Genomic DNA, 17935 nt, shown 5'->3' with positions numbered 1-17935 from the left:
CTTAAAAGTTTAACTACAGCTATTTTTAGTAATATCATTCTGCTGAAATTTGCAAACGCTATGAAGCCTTTAATTATTTTGATCCTTGTTTTTGGGATTGCATTACTATCGGTAAAAACAATAAGTGGCAATTATGATCCTGCTTTTTCCGCAAGAATAGCTATGTCAGCAATGTTACTGTTTACCGCCATTGCCCATTTTGCATTTTCGAAAGGAATGGAAATGATGTTACCGGGTTTTATTCCCGCCAAAAAGGCTGTGGTGTATTTTACGGGGCTGATAGAGATAGCTGCAGCAATAGGTTTACAGGTATCAAACTTAATAACAACGACAGGCTGGCTCCTTATTCTTTTTTTTATACTGATTCTGCCTGCCAATATTTATGCAGCCATCAAGAAAGTAGATTATCAAAAAGCCACAGCAGAAGGAGCAGGAAAAAAATATCTTTGGTTCAGAATTCCCCTGCAAATATTTTTTATCGCATGGATTTATTTCTCAGCTATTGATTACCATTAATAATGCTGTTCGAACGTATCCGCCCATACATTACATATATTTTCCCGTGCATTTTATCCCTGATTAACCTCCAACTCACTTTCTCCCCAGCAAATACGTTGCTACATCTGCCAGTTGCTGCCCTGTTACGCCTGCCACTGCAGGTTCCGGCATCAGACTCTTATCCTGTTTTTTTCTTGAACTTATTTTTTCAACAGGAACAATATGCTGTTTTCCCGCCACATCTTTTATAGTGATGGATTGATTGTTCTCACTTATTAAAAAACCAAAGAAAGATTCTCCGTCTTTTATATTTACAAGCCAGGGCTCGTACCCCAACAATATTGCGCCGCTCGGATTGATGATTGCATCCAACAAACCAATCTTATCAAATTTCTTACCGATACTCGTTAACTCAGGACCAATATCATTACCTGTTTGCTGAATGCGATGACAGGAAGCACAAAATTCGGTGAATACTTTTTTCCCTGATTCCGCATCGCCTTTCAATACGGCAATCTCTTCAATCGGATATACTTTTTGCCCGCCGGGCTGTTTAAAATATTTACCAGCCTGTACTCTCACCGCAAGGTCGGGGTTCTTAAAAATGTATTCTTCCATCGGCGGAACAAGCAACTTAGGAAATTTATTATCAGCAGCCAGGCCTATCAGCATTTGTCCTCCTACAGAATCTCTTGCCATATCTCTTAACCTGTATCTCCTCGCATCAAATGACAGTCCCTCATCCAGCACCGCATGCATTTTCGCTTTCATTGTAGCTACTTTACGCTCATGCCCGGTATTTACATTTATTTTTTTCCAGTCAAGCAAATTATACCAGTCATTTCCCTGCCTGAACGAGAGCCAGTAGGAAGCCTGTTCTGCCACATCTTTCATCGTACTTTTGCTTAATGAGAACATTGTTTCAGCAGCTTTCTTGTCTTTCATAAAAGCAATAGCTGTAATAGCCGCCCTTCTTTCTTTAGCATCAAGCGTTGAATCTGTTGCTCTTTGCAAAAGATCGCCAAGCGCTGCCGCAGGATGCAAATCCCATGCTATGCCTGTCATCTTCCCGTCCCATTTACCGGGTGCTTTTCCTTCAGCAAACACTTGTTTTATTTCGGCATATAAGTCTTCCTCATGCCCTTTTACCGCAGCGGCAATTGTATTCAGGTACCATTTGTCTTCGCCATCATATTGTTTCAGCAGTTCGATAAGAACTGGTTTCGTTCTATCAAACGATAGATCACGTATAGCAACTGCCACCTCTCTTCTCACTAATGCAGAAGGATCGCTTTGCAATTGCAAAGCATAAGGCAATATATCAGGTACGGCTACACGAAGCGACCTGAACGCAGTAACGCGTATCATTTCATTGTCACTCTTTAGCAGTTGTTCTGTTTCAGCAACACCCTTCGTTCCGAGCTGCGGCAACAACCAAACGGCCCTTGCCTGTATGTATGGATTCTCATCTTTCAGTAATGCCTTTACCGGTTCAATCACTGATTCTCCTTGTTTCTTCAACGCGGTAAATGCCAGATACCGTACGTTGATAGCCGGATTCCGGAAGGCAGCTATCTGTCCTTCCGTATTACTCAAATCAATATTGGGTGTAGTAAGTTTTTTATTTTTGGGTGTGATGCGGTATATTCTTCCAAAGCCTGTAGTATCCTTCATCTGGTGACCGCCCACCACTGGATCATACCAGTCGGCAATATAGATAGCGCCGTCCGTTCCTATCGCTACATCACTTGGCCTGAACCATTTTTCCTTATGCGTATTTGCAGCGCTGTCATTCCACACATACATAGGATTATCATCACTGAGAGAAGTAATAAAATTGGTTCTCTTACCTGGCAAAAAACCTGACTTTTCCCGAATAGGGAGATACCCGAAAATCACATTTCTTCCGGCATCAGCACTCATCAGCATACCGCGGTACGCAGCACCTAAAGCATCACCTTCATTCAGCACTATTCCTGTAGGCGCTCCTGCCCCGCTCCTGTCGCCCACCGGCATTACACCCGGATCTTCCTGGTGCCAGTGCGCTGTAAATATATCCTGGTCGGGCCGTTGATCTGCCTGCCATGATCTTGTGCCATCAGTACTAAAAAAACCCGCATTACCACCTTCCATCAACCATGATACACGACAAGCCGCAACTTCATCATCATTATCATTCTGCCATATATTACCATAAGAATCCATTGTAAGCTCATAGGCGTTCCTGAAATTATGCCCGACCACTTTTAAACCCGCACCATCAGGTTGTATGCCCAAGGCAAGACCTCCCACCCAAACTTTACCGTCATCACTTTTCATATTGCCTTCATTCTTTTTATTATAAGGCGTGCCGCCGGTATAAATACTTCCTGACCGCAACGTCCATCCATTCTTATCCGTTACAATATGCGGACCTGCATTACCGGTATTAAAATACCAGTTCCCGTCCGGTCCGGCAAGCACCGCATGCAAAGAATGATCATGGTCTTTTCCACCAAAACCTGTGAGAAAAATTTCTTTCTTATCAGGAATATCATCGCCATTATCATCGGTATAAACAATGATATTCGGCGCACATGATACATATACTTTATTACCTATCACAGCAATGCCCAACGGCGCCACCAGGCTGGTATCCTGCACAAATAATTTAGCAGTATCTGCCACGCCATCGTGATCGGTATCTTCCAGTATCATTACCCTGTCGCCTTTAGCGTGATGAAAAAATTTAGTGGAATCATTGTTGAAATTCCTGTAATTCACCGCTTCGGTTACCCACACTCTGCCTCTCGCGTCAATATCAATATTGGTAGGATTAAAAAACATGGGAGATTCAGCCCACAAAGTAGCTTCAAGATCATCAGGAAGATAAAAAGGTAAATCTGTTTTGGCTTTCGTTGAGGGCTGTTTACAACTTATACTTATTAATAAAAAAAATACAGCGAAAAGAGGCAAGCGTTTAAAAATCATTTATAAAATAATTTACGTAAGTAAGCGAGATTATGTTTATAACTTAAAACGGTTTCCGCGCCTTTGGGTATGGCGCCTTCAATCTGCATCCAGCCATTACCGGTATAATTCATTGCATATACGGCATCAGCAACGCCATTCCAGTCTACACTTCCTTTGCCCAGTAAAAAGCCATTTTCTTTCATATGCAGTTCACACACTTTGTCTTTCCCCAATTTTTTAAATTCAGCTACAGGATCAAAACCGGCATCAGCCGTATTCCTGAAATCAAAATATACTTTCAGGTTCTTAGACCCTACAGCATCCATTATTTCTTCGTGTTCTTTTGCATTGAGATAAGATTCGATGCCCAATATCACGCCTGTTTCTTCTGCAAGCGGCATTACTGCTTTAAGGTGTTGTATTGCTGCTTCCTTTCTTGATGCGTCATTGCGCAGATCACTCGCATTAAAAAATGCCAGCAACACTACTTTGGTATTAAGATTTTTAGCTGCTGTTATCGAATACTTTATCCAATCCTGTGTGCGCGGATCGCTGTGAAAAGGATATTGATTAAAGAGCCCCAGTGCAAGACTTGAAACAATAATGCCTGTTCGCCCGGATGCTTTTTTATATGCCTCCTGCACTTCTTTGTGGCGTATATGCAGGTCGTTATCAGGACCACCCATATTTACCATAATACCATCTAAACCAATTTCTTTTGCTACATCAAAAGCTTCCACATTACTGCTCTTGCCAATAGACCAGTCGCATGCGCCAATTTTAATTGCAGGCATTGACGATGCAGCCATCAGGGTTTTAAAAACACCTGTTTGCATCAGCGACGAAAGCAGCAACGATTTCTTAATAAGCAGGCGACGTGAATACATGGCTTTAGGTTTTGAGGTTTGGGCTTTGGGCGGTCAGGTATCAGCTTTCAGGTATCAGCATCCAAGAAGACCCGCAACTTAAAACCTGTCACCACTGATCGCCCAAAGCTGATAGCTGACGGCTGACAGCTCATAGTCCAATAATTAAATATATCAATTTTTACCGGGTTTTGTAAACTTGCATAAATTTAGAAAATGGCGACCCAGATAAAATGTCCGAATTGCAGTCATGTGTTCCAGATGGAAGATGCGGTTTCTGAAGAATATAAAAAGGAACTGCGTGAAAAGATGAACGAGTATATCAAAAAGAAGGAAGAAGAAAATGTAAAAAAACAGGAAGAGTTCTTTAAAAAAGAGCAGGCATTATTACAACAAATACAACAAAAGGAAACGGAATACTCCAACCGCTTATCGCAGGAAAAAATAAAGCTCCAGCAATCGCTTGAGGAAAACCTGCGTAAAAGTATAAGCGCGGATTTTGAAAACCAGCTCAGGTTATTGCAGCAATCTAATAAAGACAATGAAATAAAATTACAGGAAGCACGCAATATGCAGCTGGAATACCTGCGCAAAGAACAGGAACTGAAAAATAAAGAGCAGGAGCTGGAAATACAGGTACAGAAACAATTGCTCGCAGAAAGAGAAAAAATAACGGATGAAGTGCGCAGGCTGGAGGAACAAAAAGTGCATGCCCGGGAAACCGAGCACCAGCTTAAAATGAAGGAAATGGAAAAGCAGCTTGACGATCAGAAAAAGCTGATTGACCAGATGAAACGCAAAGCCGAACAGGGTTCAATGCAAATGCAGGGCGAAGTGCAGGAGTTATTGCTTGAAGATTTGTTAAAAAACGCTTTCCCTTTTGACGAAATAAATGAAGTAGGCAAAGGCGCTAAAGGAGCTGACTGCATTCAAACCATCCGCAACCAGTTTGGACAGGAATGTGGTAAAATTATATACGAAAGCAAGCGTACGCAGCATTTTTCTGCCGACTGGATAGAAAAATTGCGGGTTGATATGCGTACCCGGGATGCAGACATAGCCGTAATTGTTACGCAGGCCATGCCTAAAGATATGGATCAGTTTGGAGAAAAAAACGGTGTTTGGATCTGCACTTTTGCGGAGGTAAGCGCATTGGCGCATATTTTGCGGGATAGTATTATTAAAATTTTCACTGCCACCCGGTCGCAGGAAAATAAAGGCGATAAAATGCACCTTTTATATGATTATTTAACAGGCAGAGAATTCGCCGAACAATGGAAGGCAATACGGGAAGGTTTTCTTTCCATGAAAATATCTATACAAAGAGAGAGAGACGCTATGGAAAAACTATGGAAGGCGCGGGAAAAAAACCTTGAAAAAGTATTGTTAAATGCCGCCCATATCCGGGGATCCATAGAAGGAATAGCAGGTCAGGACTCTATTGACCTAAATTTGCTTGAAGAAGAGGATAAAGATAATTTATTGGGTAACTGATACGTTATACCTTGTCCAAGCGCGTTTTGATGTATATCTGGATAATACCCATCATATTAGCTATTGCTTTAATCTGGCACTTTTCGCATACGCGTATCCGTCAGACGATTACTGAATCTGCTGATCAGCAGGGGCATGATAAACTTGCCCAGGAAGATGCGCATATTGAATGCCCGCTGGTATACAATGGCAGCGAACTGGAATTTTCTGATGAAGTATTTCATATTGTACTTTCAAAACATTTTCAATATTATAACCGCCTGCTGGATATTGATAAAGAAAAATTCATCAATCGCCTGCGCAAATTCATTCATAACAAAATATTTGTAATTCATGATAAAAAGGGATACCGCGAAATGCCGATCCTGCTCAGCGCTTCGGCTATACAGTTGACTTTTGGTTTAAAAAAATTCCTGTTATCACATTTCAATATCATACAAATTTTTCCGGAGGCTTTTGTGGGGCTGGAGCCCTTCAGAATACTTATAGGCAATGTAACCGGCAATACCATCAATATTGCCTGGAAGCAGTTTTTGGAAGGTTATAAAAACAAATATGATCTGCAGAATGTAGGGCTGCATGAAATGGCACATGCGCTATACTACCAGAATTTTGAAACCGAATTATATATTGATAAAGATTTCCGTGAATCTTTCCAGATGTTTAATGCCATTGGCGATAAAATATATCATGTAGAAAAAGTGCTCACTATCGGGCTTTATTCAGAATATGCCATTAAAGATTTCCAGGAATTTTGGGCAGAAAGTATAGAGATCTACTTTAAAAGCCCTGACCGGCTACAACTGCATTACCCCGAATTATATAAAGCGCTGTGTGATATCCTCAACCAGGACCCGCTAAACTATCCGAATCATTTGTTTCAGTCAAGTTAAAATGTCGTTTTAAAGAATATTGGAAGATAAAATCAATTCAGTTTCCCGGTTTGAAGCTTAATAAAGTAAAGGAGAAATCAGGGTAAGCCTAAATTCACATATTGCCTTACCTCACATACTTACCTATCTGCTGATATAATTTCTTCCTGTCTGCTGGCGCCAGTGCATCCGCTTCTGAGATTTTACCTTCGGCATCTATAATAATATATAACGGTAATGCATAGCCTTTTCCGTTCCAGAATATTCTTGAAAGATCTCTTATCAGTCTTTCATTGGCTTTAATATGATTACCTTTTAAATCAAAATACTTTATCAGTTCTTTCCATTCACTTTCTTTGTTTTCAACATCCACCGAAATAAACAAATGCTCTACTCCTTTTGACTGGAGATATTTGTGCAACTCAGCTTCATGATCAAACTGATCTTTACAGGTAATACACCAGGTAGCCCAGCATTCAATATATACAGTTTTGCCTTTAAACAGCAGCATTAAGTCCCTGAATGTGTTGATAGCTGCGTAATTCGGGATAATTTTTTGTTCCGGTGAAAACGGTTGGCTAACTTTTTTATCATAAGCAATGGCCTTATCTGCCAGTGGCTGAATAAAAGCTGTGTATGCGCTCTGCGGGTAACGCCTTTTAAAATCATTAAATAATAATCCTAAAGCTTTATAATTTTCTTCAAGCTGTAGTGACGAGTATAGCAGATCCGCCTGCACAAACTCAGCAACCGGGGGTTGCATGTTGTTTTGAATACGTCTGAACATTTCTTTCATATCTGCAGCAGGATCGGCAGGCGGCGCAGGCGATGAGCCTTGTTTATTCTTTTGCCAGCCCAGGTAACCACTTATATAATCTCCGGCATAGGTATTGAATTTATCGCTGTAACCAAAAGTTCGCAATGCCGGGGGATTATTCACCGGGTACTGCTTATATACCTTTTCCCATAGTGTACCGAAATCGGCAGGAAAAACAGGCTTGTAAAACGGGTTGTCTTTTTCAAGCAGGGTAGTCGCATATTTGCTGGCAATTACTTCTGATATTAGTGATGCATGATAATAATCAAGCGTAAGTACTATAAAATCGTAAAAAGCTTTGTCAATCTTTTTCTGTTCATACAACAATTTAAAAACGTTCAATCGTACCTGCTTATCTTCTTCCACGTGCTTCTGAAGTAAAGCAGCCGTTGTATCATTCTTATAGCGCATTATCAAACTTCCGGGATACAGCAGCTCCGCTTTTGTCAATTGTAATTGTCCTTCCCTGTTATTGCCTTCAATAATAAGGGGAGTTTCCTCATTCTCTTCGTCTATGGTTACCCGTAAAGCATCTCCTTTCTGTACAAATAATTTTATTTCCCTGTTAAAAATACTAATGCTTACAAAACCGGTTTGATTTTCATGTAAAGAAATTACAAATGGCTTTTTACCACGGAGAGTATCGGTGCGCATCGCACCCCAGAAAACCGTATGATTTACAGGCAGGAGAATATTAACAAGCCCTTCTTCCAATCCTGCAACTTTTAATTCAATAGTTGCCTGGGGCTTCTGCGCAACAACAGTCAGCACAAAACACCATAACACTAACAACAAGCCTGATCGTTTCAATAGCAATACATTTTTGGGTTGAGTAAATACTGCAAGGGTATTATAAATCTTAATCCAGCACCTGTGTGCTGATAATATCGTCTATCGTTTCTCTTCTTCTTATCAATTTGGCTTCACCGTTTTTAACCAATACTTCCGCAGGGCGAAATCTTGAATTATAATTTGAAGCCATTTCAAAGCCATAGGCGCCGCCATTATAAAATACCAGGTAATCGCCTTCTCTTACTTCCGCAATCATACGGTTGTCTGCAAATGTATCCGTCTCACAAATATTTCCTACTACATTATACGGCAACATTTTCCCTTTCGGATTTGATATGTTTTCAATATGATGATAAGAGCCATAAAACATTGGGCGAATCAAATGATTCAGCCCGCTGTCCACCCCGGCAAAACGGATATCGCCGGATTGTTTCAGCACATTTACTTTCGTTACAAAATATCCCGCTTCACTCACCATAAATTTGCCTGGCTCAAACCATACCCTGAATGTTTTACCATATTGCTTTGCATATGCGGAAAATGCCTCAGCTACCTTTTTACCAAGTAACTGGATATCTGTTCCCTCATCACCTGGTTCATAAGGCACTTTAAAACCTCCACCTAAATCAATTATCTCAAGCTCAGGGAAATGCTTAGCTGCTTCAAACATTACCTCAATGCCTTTTACAAATACATCCACATCTTTTATTTCGCTGCCGGTATGTATATGCAATGTACGGATATGAAGATTCGTATCTTTTACCAACTGCACTATTTTATCAACATCTTCTAACGGTATACCAAACTTACTTTTACTGTGACCAGTGGAGATTTTTAAATTGCCGCCTGCCATAATATTGGGACGCAGCCTTATCCCAACAGGATAACTATGCCCGTATTTTTTCCCAAATTTTTCGAGGTTGGAAAGACTATCGATATTGATATGCACGCCCAATTCTTTCGCCGCTTCAATTTCACTGAAAGCGATATTATTGGAAGTGTACAAAACCCTGCCCGGCTCAAAACCTGCCATCAACGCTAACCTTGCTTCATTTACAGAGCTGCAGTCAATATTGCAACCAATGCTTTTGATGTGCTTCAGCACATTAATATTGGTAAGCGCTTTGCATGCGTAAAAAAAAGTAGCATCAATGCCTGAAAATGCATCTGTCAGCCTGCTGTATTGCTCAGTAATTCTTTCTGCATGATATACATATGTTGGAGTGCCAAATTTTTCCGCAATATCAATTAATTGCTGATGACTTAATACCTGTGGCATAATTTTGAGAGATAAGAAGCAAACGAGGAAAATATACTCAAGGTTTTACTTCCTGGTTAAAAAATTTGGCTGCGAAATTACAGCAATAGCAGTAGATCAGGAAAAATAGGTTATTATTAAAAATTACCGATCAACGCCGGACAGGAATATACAAGTTGTCAATTTATACCGGGTTTACAAAAATTACCTGATTGAACAATGATCTGACAGCAATAAATTTTAAGGTTTTGTAACATTGAAAAAAGGAAAATTCCAAAAAAAGGTTGTACCATTAACTATCAATTAGCGTAATCTTATGGAAACCGACAAAGTATTTGCGGAGCAATATTCAAAGCCATCTGACTTTAAATTCAGTAGTAAAGTAGCCGGCGTTTTTGACGATATGGTTAACCGTTCCGTTCCCTATTATGAAGAAATGCAAAGAATGGCGGCTGAATTGGCCGCTGATCATGCAACAGAAGGTTCATATGTATATGATCTTGGCTGTTCTACAGGTACAACGCTGATCAATATGGATCAAAAAGTACCTGCTACCATTCCCTTTATAGGCATTGACGATTCAAAAGACATGCTCGACAAATGCAGAGCTAAGCTGAATGCCCTGGAAATCAAGCGTAAAGTAGATTTAATTACTGCTGACCTTAATAAAGATATTACTATAGAAAACGCATCGGTAGTAGTGCTTTGCCTTACGTTACAATTTGTGAGACCAATGAACCGTGAACGCCTGCTGAAAAAAATATTTGATGGGGTAAACCGGGATGGCTCCTTGATATTGATTGAGAAAATTCTTGCGGAAGACAGTCGTTTTAACCGGGACTTTATAAAATATTATTACGACATGAAACGCCGTCATAATTATAGTGAACTGGAAATTTCACAGAAAAGAGAAGCGCTTGAAAACGTGCTCATTCCTTATAAGCTCAGCGAAAATATAACCCTGCTCAGAGATGCAGGCTTTGAGCACTGCGAGATATTTTTTAAGTGGTACAATTTTGTTGGAATAATAGCCAAAAAGAACGCATGATAACTATAGGCAATTTCTTTTTTAAATACCGTAACCTGCTCTTTATTGTATTATATCTTTTGCTTTTCGTTCCTTCACCCCCGCTTTTCAGCGAAGCTGCTTTTGGATCAAACTATTATATATGGCCGCTGGTGCTTGGTTTATTGGTAACAGTAACAGGGCAAATAACAAGAGGAATGACCATTGGACTTGCTTATATAATAAGAGGAGGAAAAGATGGAAAAGTTCACGCAGATCAACTGGTTACCCAGGGCATTTTTAATCACTGCCGCAACCCTTTGTATGTAGGCAATATATTAATGCTAGCCGGGGTAGGCATCCTCGCAAATTCATTATTGTATATGTCGGTTATAATACCGTTATTCCTTTTTATATACCAGTCTATTGTTTTAGCCGAAGAAAATTTCCTCCGGGGAAAATTTGGTGAATCATTTGAAACTTATTGTAAAAAAGTTAACAGGTGGGTACCCTCGCTAAAAGGAATATCAGCTACATTTTCATCAATGAAATTTAAATGGAAAAGATGGCTGATTAAAGAATATAACACTCAATTCGTATGGCTCACAGGTATCACCCTGATCATCCTTTTTAAATACCCGCAGCTCACGCAAAATGATACCGGAAAAAGAAATGTGGTATTGGCTGTTATTTTACCGGTACTGTTATTATACTACTTCACTATACGATATCTCAAGAAATCAGGCAGGTGGAACGATTAAAGTAATCAAGGTCATTTAAAATGTAAAACAGTGACAAAAACAGCTTCTTAAAGCTGTTGGCTGGAAGCTGAAAGCTACCGTTGCTGAACTGACAGTTGAAAGCCTTAATAATACCCATACATGCTCCTTACCTCTCTCACTATATCCTCAATCACCGCGTCATCACCCTGGGCATTATAGGTTTGTTTCAGGCTGCTGCCAAACACCCATGCCACGCTCTGCCAGAAGCCGGCGGAAAAACTGCCTTTATAATCTTTGATGATCTCGTAGCAGGTATTGCCTGTTTCCCTGGCAATCAGTTTCATCAAAACTTTACCCTGGTAAACCGAGAGGTCAGTAAGCGGTTTGGTAAACTCGCTGCGCAGGTCCTTTTCGCGGCTTTTTACATAAGCTTTGCGCTTTTCCTTATCCGGAATACTATCCAGGTGCGCCTTAATATCATTAAAAACAACAGAAGCTTTCCTGGCATAAGGATAGGTAACATATACCGCGTTCCTCAGCCTGGTCCATTCCTTATGCGCCCTGCGTTGCGCCGGTGTAAGATCAAGAAAAATATATACGGTAGACAGCTCGCGGTAAGGCATGGTATCGCCCTTATAAATAATAGCAGGAACAGTAAGGGTATCATTCACTCCATACCTGCTTTGTGATTTTGCCGCAAAAAAGCACAGCATAACACAGAGTACGGTAAGGGTCGATTTACGATATAATTTACACACACGCGTCATTCAATAATTAAAATAAACGATTTTTCCTGATTTTTAATACGTCTGAGACAATAATGGTAACCCAACCGCTGCCAACATGGAATAATTTAACTAAAGCAAAGTTAAAAAGCTTTATCAGGGAATATTATTTTGCATAATATACGAACGTGTATAAATACAGGTTTGGGTATCTGGCGGGCTATTTATTCTTTATCTTCAGCAAGCACATGAAACAATGGATTGCATTTTCTTTGGTAGTATTACTTTTTATTGCATGTAAAATCAAACCCAAAAACGACACACCTGCAATAGAAGAACCCCCGGTTTCATCATTATCGGGGAAAGAACTGGCTTTAACCTATTGCAGCAGTTGCCATGCTTTTGTTAATCCCGAATTATTGCCTGCTTCAAGCTGGAAGCTCTCAGTGCTGCCTGCTATGGGTTACCGCATGGGTATATATAACCGCGGATCCAGGCCCGACAGCTTATTTGATGCTGGTATAAGCGGCGAAGTGGTGCGCAATGCCAATATATTTCCTGAAAAGCCTGTTTTAGCAAAAGAAGACTGGCATAAAATAGAGGAATATTTTATAAAAAATTCACCTGATACCATTTTGCCGCCTGTACGAAAAACCCCTATCCGTATCGGGCTTAAACATTTCCGGTATAAGGAAACGTTATTTTCGCATCGTCCCGCATTAACCACAATGGTTAAAATACTGCCAGACAATAAGGGTATAGCGTACGCAGATGGAAAACCCGGCCGAAGTATTTTAACTTTTTTAAACCCTGACCTCCGGGAAAATTTTAGCTTACCACTTAGATCAACGCCTGTGCAGTTCAGGGAAAAATCAAATGAGTTATTCCTCACTATTGCAGGAAATGGCATTTTTCCTACTGATGCATTCGACGGTTCTTTACAACGCCTGGTAAAAAAAGATACGGGAATGGGATTTCAATCAGGTGATATGCTTATTCCAAACTTAAAAAGACCGGTTTGTATAGCTTTTGAAGATTTGAACAAAGACGGGCTGGAAGATGCTGTGATTTGTGAGTTTGGTAATCAAACAGGTGAGCTGGCCTGGTTTCAGCAAAACCAAAACGGTGGCTATACCAAAAATCTGCTCAACAGTAAGCCCGGCGCCATTACCGCAATTATTAAAGATGCCAATAAAGATGGATTACCAGATATATATGTATTGATGGCACAGGCTGATGAGGGCGTTTTTTTGTACGAGAACCTGGGAGCAGGCAGGTTTAAAGAAAAACGGTTATTATCATTTCCTCCACTATACGGATCTCAGTACATTGAGCTGGCTGACTTTAACAAAGATGGTTTTGATGATATTGTATATGTGTGCGGTGATAATGCTGACAAAACGCCAATCCTGAAAAATTATCACGGCATTTATATTTTCTTAAACGATGGTAAAAACAATTTCCGCCAGTCTTATTTCTACCAGATGAATGGCGCATATAAAGCCATGGTAAACGATTATGACCTGGACGGAGATCCTGATATTGCTGCTATTTCTTTCTTTCCCGACTATCGCAATTATGCCACCGAAAGCTTTATTTACCTGGAAAATAAAGGGCACCTGAAATTTGACGATTACTCATTTCCGGAAGCAACAAAAGGGAGATGGATTGTAATGGACGCCGGGGATATGGATGCAGACGGAGATACAGACCTGGTTTTAGGCTCTTTTGTTTATTTTATAGCAGACGGAGACACAACAGGGCTGGGAAAACAATGGCTGACTACCGGTCCTTCTGTTATTGTTCTGGAAAATACAATAAGATGAGCGGGAGGAAAAATCTAGGATGCATTCCAAATCCAGGAAAAATATAAGGATGACATTTGCTTTCTTTCTACAAACAGTTGGCCGCTATGCGGCAGGATGCCGGTTACAGCTTACAAGTTCCCGGCTTACCGGTTGCAATATTCACTGGTTATTTCACAGAGGTACACGAAGGCTACACAAAGAGCCACAAAGAATAATAAAACACTCTGTGTAAATTTGTGTATCCTTCGTGGCTCTTTGTGTAACAAACCCATTCCCGCCGGGCAGACACCGAAATTCGTGGCAGGAAATATATCAGGGGTTATTTAAAAATAACTTCGGGCATGCCCGATACGCAGAATGGAGCACGGATAAAACGGATATAGCGGATATTTACGGAATGTATCGGTGTTTATCAGTATCATCAGTGTATTCCGTGGCTATTCTATAAAAAGTATTTGTTGTAATGCTAAATCATTATACACACGGCGCAACGCAGGAAACCTGTTTTTCAATTCATCCATAATGATGTCATTATAACCAAGCCAACACGAACACTATAATTAAATCACTGACTTGCGCGGGAGAAATCTGTTTGGCTTTTATGCCAAAGCTCAACTACTGTACTACTGCCCGGCAGATTTCTCTCCCGCCGCAATATACATTAACTCAATACAACGTGAGGGCGGGATCGAAATGACGTAAGAGTGCTTCCGTTTTGTAACTGACGTTTTCTTCATGGGGTATTATATATAATTGTCGCTTCATATTAATTTGTCCTCACCCCCCTACCAAACAGCTACCCTGTACGCACAAGTGTTAATACTTTTACAGCAGGGGCTGCTTATATACCCAATATAGGCATGTGTACAGGGCAGCTACCGAACAGGCAGGCTTTATCTCCTCTCCACGGAGTGGCGAGGAGAATAATGGTGCGACAATTTAGAATGCGCCCAAAAATCTATGAACCTAATTGGCTGAAAATCTCCGGAACATACTCATAAAAAACCCAATGGTCATAATAATCACCCCCAGCCATAGCAGCCCGATAAAAGGAAACTGAAACGCTTTTAAGGTAATATACTTCATTACCGCGTTAGATTCTTTAACACCCAGTTCAATTCCTTTAGCGGTTTTATCAACCTGCAGCACAAGGCTTTGAGAAATAACAGTATCACGTTTAGGTATTAAGTTATTGCCCTTGGCAAACAAGGCCGGGTTTGCTTTATAGCTCATGCCGTCATTGCTTACAACGCTTACATCTGCAAGCCACGCACTGTCAACCAACGGAAGATCTTTGTTGCTGTTTTTATTCGCTTCAATTACCTGGTCAACTAAAATATAGCCTTTCGAATAATATATCGTATCGCCTGTGCGCACAGGAAAATTTTTAAATGAAGCAGTATCTTTCGCGGCTTCAGGATCCGGCATGGAGGTTACAAACGTAAAAATATCTTTGTTCCAGTAATGACGCGAATCCGGGTTGGCAGAAAGACTTGTTCTTCCCTCCTCACCTTTCATTAAAAATGCATCAGGATATAATGTAAACTGCTCTTTTATCTTTTGTGTTGCAGAATCCTTATGTACATAATTTACTTTAAAATACATCTTCTCATCATTCGGCAAACTGGTATCTCCTTCATATGTTACCATGTATTTGCCCATAGGTGTAGGCACGCCCATTATAAGTGTAATATTCTCAAGCCCGCTATCAGGTCTTCCTTTAGGGTCTGTTAAGCCCGGTATCATTATGCCTGTTCTGTTAATAGATATCACTTCTTTTTTTGAAGAAGTAATTAAGATCGCAACAAGCACCAATCCAAAACCGATATGCGCAACCGAACCACCCGCTGATTTTAATTTTCCCTTTAAACCCGACCAGATATATGCGGTGTTCGCTACTACCGAATATATTGACGCGAACAATGCAAGATGTATAGCGCCGAGATACCCTGCACCATACTTATCATAACTTATTTTTCCGAAAATACTTATTGACAGGGAGATCAACGCCGCGATGAAAGTAGGAACGGCAACCTTTTTCATCCAGAAATTCCGCGGAGTACCTTTATACTTCAGGTATTGTGTTATAGCCGTAAGCAAACCGATAATTACCGCTATCAGTATCATCACCCTGTTATAAATATATTCAGGGTCTTCGCCTATGGCTTTGTTCGTTCCGAATATTTTGTTGATAATAGGCAATGAAGTATAAAACGTAATATATGCCGCGGATATTAAAAACACCAGCGCTCCAACAAACATCCAGAATTCCCTTGATGATATTTCTTCTTCTTTTTTTACAACCGGGATTTGTTTGCTGTTTTTAAAGTAAAGGAAAACAAACAACAGGGAGAATAAAGACATTTTTATGATCAGGTGCCAGAATAAAGAATCACCTTCTCCTGTAAATGAATGTACAGATGTATCGCCCAGTACACCGGTGCGGGTGAGAAATGTTGAATATATTAATGTTAAAAATGCAAGGAACAAAAACCAGAAGCTGGCTTTGGATGAATGTCCTGTTGATTTATTCACCAGCATAATATGCAGCCCGGCAACCATGATCAGCCAGGGAACCAGTGATGCGTTCTCTACAGGATCCCATGCCCAGTAGCCGCCAAATGTAAGCGATTCATAAGCCCAGGCTGCCCCCATCATTATACCAACCCCCAGCATCGCGGCACTGAAAAGCGTCCAGGGCAGGGCAGGTTTTATCCATTCACTATACTCTTTCTTCCACAATCCTGCTATGGCAAATGCAAAAGGAACAATGGTAGAGGCAAAACCAAGGAAGATCACGGGTGGATGTATTGTCATCCAGTAATTCTGTAACAGTATATTGAGTCCATTTCCATCACGCAGGTATTTTTGCAGGTATTGCGGGTCCTGGAAGATTGGCGCCCAGGGATTTTCATTGCGCATCAATACAAACGGACTGCTGCCGACCTTTACATCGAAAAAATAAATACCTATTACAAATGAAGATAAAAACACCTGGGCAAGCGAAACAACAGTCATAACAGGAGCCTCCCATTTCTTTGCCGTGCTTATTATCAATAAACCAAGTATGCAATGCCAGAAATTCCAGAGCATAAAACTACCTTCCTGCCCTTCCCAAAAGCTACTCAGCAAATATTCAGTAGGGAGTGTGCGGCTTGAATGCTTATATGCAAACTGGTATTCAAAATAATGGTTGTAAATAATGATATACAACATTACAAATGTCGCTATCACAGAAACAAATTCAATGTAAAAAGAAATACGCGCAAGTTTCTTCCAGCTATTATGCTCCTCTACTAATCTGGCCTGCGTAGCCTTAAAATAAGAAAACGTTGCAACCAAAGCAGCTATAAAAGACAAGAGGACGCAAAAATGTCCTAATTGCCCTGCCCATAAGTGTTCACCCTGATAAAGCATGTCTGATTAATCCTGCATTTTGTTTGTTAATTCTTTTTCCTGGTGTGCAGGATCGTCTTTGTATTTAGAAGGACATTTTAATAATATCTCTTTGCACTCAAATGTATCGCCGTTCATTTTACCCTTCAGCACTATTCTTTCACTCATTTCCAGCTCCGGCGGCTTGGTGCTGTGGTATATAACTTTTGTTTGACCGCCCAGTGAGTCAACCGCGTAAAAAGCAAGGTAATTGGGGTCTTTAACCGGGTCGTACTGAATATCCTTTGATCTGTCTAATCTGGCTATCAGGTGAATATATTTTCCCTGTTTCTGGCGGGCTGAAGCAATGGTATCGTAAGTAGTAAGATCTTTTGACATGGTAACCAGCATATATGCAATAGCTACAGCAATCAATACCAATGTTATTATATGAATTCTTTTCATAATGGAAAATCCGGTTGAACTCCGCAAAATTAGCTTAAAAACCAACGCAATACTCGTTTAAACAACTAATAAATAAGCACTGCTATTTTGCCTCCGCTTAAATTAAACTGTTCAACAAAATTTTAACATATTGATGGCTGTCGGGTATCAGCTTTCAGCGATCAGCTATCAGTGTCTTGTCCTAGCATAAGTAGACAGATTTAAGAACAAAAAAATCTGTAATACCATGACAAGAGATGTCCAAACGGTGATCCGGTATAGTATTAGCTTTAAGCAAAAAGTAGT

13 protein-coding genes are annotated in these 17935 nt (G+C 40.4%); 6 read left to right on the top strand and 7 right to left on the bottom strand.

Annotated features, from left to right (window positions below; all coding sequences use genetic code 11):
* Positions 1-60: 60 nt before the first annotated feature.
* The gene (locus tag DC498_RS23565; RefSeq protein WP_116876401.1) at positions 61-516 is read left to right on the top strand and encodes a DoxX family protein; all 456 of its coding nucleotides are present in this window, start codon (positions 61-63) and stop codon (positions 514-516) included.
* A gap of 75 nt (positions 517-591) precedes the next feature.
* On the opposite strand, the gene DC498_RS23560 is transcribed toward DC498_RS23565, so the two are convergent.
* Together DC498_RS23560 and DC498_RS23555 are read right to left on the bottom strand one after the other, a co-directional pair.
* Entirely contained in the window at positions 592-3468 is a 2877-nt protein-coding gene (locus DC498_RS23560; RefSeq protein WP_116876402.1) for a PVC-type heme-binding CxxCH protein, read from the bottom strand.
* Complete coding sequence (locus DC498_RS23555) at positions 3465-4337, bottom strand: sugar phosphate isomerase/epimerase family protein (RefSeq protein WP_116876403.1); 873 nt, start codon at positions 4335-4337, stop codon at positions 3465-3467. The genes DC498_RS23560 and DC498_RS23555 overlap by 4 nt, the downstream gene beginning before the upstream one ends.
* A gap of 195 nt (positions 4338-4532) precedes the next feature.
* Between DC498_RS23555 and DC498_RS23550 the strand changes: the two genes are divergently transcribed.
* The gene (locus DC498_RS23550; RefSeq protein WP_116876404.1) at positions 4533-5810 is read left to right on the top strand and encodes a DUF2130 domain-containing protein; all 1278 of its coding nucleotides are present in this window, start codon (positions 4533-4535) and stop codon (positions 5808-5810) included.
* A gap of 29 nt (positions 5811-5839) precedes the next feature.
* Entirely contained in the window at positions 5840-6703 is an 864-nt protein-coding gene (locus tag DC498_RS23545; RefSeq protein WP_116876405.1) for a zinc-dependent peptidase, read from the top strand.
* Positions 6704-6809: 106 nt separating this feature from the next.
* Here the strand turns inward: DC498_RS23545 and DC498_RS23540 are convergent, their stop codons facing one another.
* Both DC498_RS23540 and lysA read right to left on the bottom strand, forming a co-directional pair.
* Complete coding sequence (locus DC498_RS23540) at positions 6810-8309, bottom strand: TlpA family protein disulfide reductase (RefSeq protein WP_133176950.1); 1500 nt, start codon at positions 8307-8309, stop codon at positions 6810-6812.
* Between the two features lie 49 nt (positions 8310-8358).
* Complete coding sequence (gene lysA, locus DC498_RS23535) at positions 8359-9570, bottom strand: diaminopimelate decarboxylase (RefSeq protein WP_116876407.1); 1212 nt, start codon at positions 9568-9570, stop codon at positions 8359-8361.
* 295 nt (positions 9571-9865) lie between these two features.
* On the opposite strand from lysA, the gene cmoA reads away from it, so the two are divergent.
* Together cmoA and DC498_RS23525 are read left to right on the top strand one after the other, a co-directional pair.
* Complete coding sequence (cmoA, locus tag DC498_RS23530) at positions 9866-10597, top strand: carboxy-S-adenosyl-L-methionine synthase CmoA (RefSeq protein ID WP_116876408.1); 732 nt, start codon at positions 9866-9868, stop codon at positions 10595-10597.
* Entirely contained in the window at positions 10594-11316 is a 723-nt protein-coding gene (locus DC498_RS23525) for a methyltransferase family protein (RefSeq protein WP_116876409.1), read from the top strand. The genes cmoA and DC498_RS23525 overlap by 4 nt, the downstream gene beginning before the upstream one ends.
* Before the next feature lie 104 nt (positions 11317-11420).
* Here the strand turns inward: DC498_RS23525 and DC498_RS23520 are convergent, their stop codons facing one another.
* Positions 11421-11990, bottom strand: a complete 570-nt coding sequence (locus DC498_RS23520; protein WP_116876410.1) for a DUF4294 domain-containing protein — start codon at positions 11988-11990, stop codon at positions 11421-11423.
* A gap of 260 nt (positions 11991-12250) precedes the next feature.
* On the opposite strand from DC498_RS23520, the gene DC498_RS23515 reads away from it, so the two are divergent.
* Positions 12251-13828 (top strand): FG-GAP repeat domain-containing protein, encoded by a 1578-nt coding sequence (locus tag DC498_RS23515; protein ID WP_116876411.1) that lies wholly within the window; start codon positions 12251-12253, stop codon positions 13826-13828.
* A gap of 948 nt (positions 13829-14776) precedes the next feature.
* On the opposite strand, the gene ccsA is transcribed toward DC498_RS23515, so the two are convergent.
* Positions 14777-17044: a cytochrome c biogenesis protein CcsA gene (gene ccsA / locus DC498_RS23510; RefSeq protein WP_240628086.1), complete on the bottom strand. Its 2268-nt coding sequence runs from the start codon at positions 17042-17044 to the stop codon at positions 14777-14779.
* Between the two features lie 189 nt (positions 17045-17233).
* Positions 17234-17650 carry a cytochrome c maturation protein CcmE domain-containing protein gene (locus DC498_RS23505; RefSeq protein ID WP_116876607.1) on the bottom strand — a complete coding sequence of 139 codons (417 nt, stop codon included), beginning with the start codon at positions 17648-17650 and terminating at the stop codon, positions 17234-17236.
* Positions 17651-17935: the final 285 nt, after the last annotated feature.

Origin of the sequence: Terrimonas sp. (assembly GCF_003075435.1) — a bacterium.
Taxonomy (GTDB): domain Bacteria; phylum Bacteroidota; class Bacteroidia; order Chitinophagales; family Chitinophagaceae; genus Agriterribacter.
Note: the sequence above shows the minus strand (reverse complement) of the source record. Positions and strands in the feature narration are given on the sequence as shown.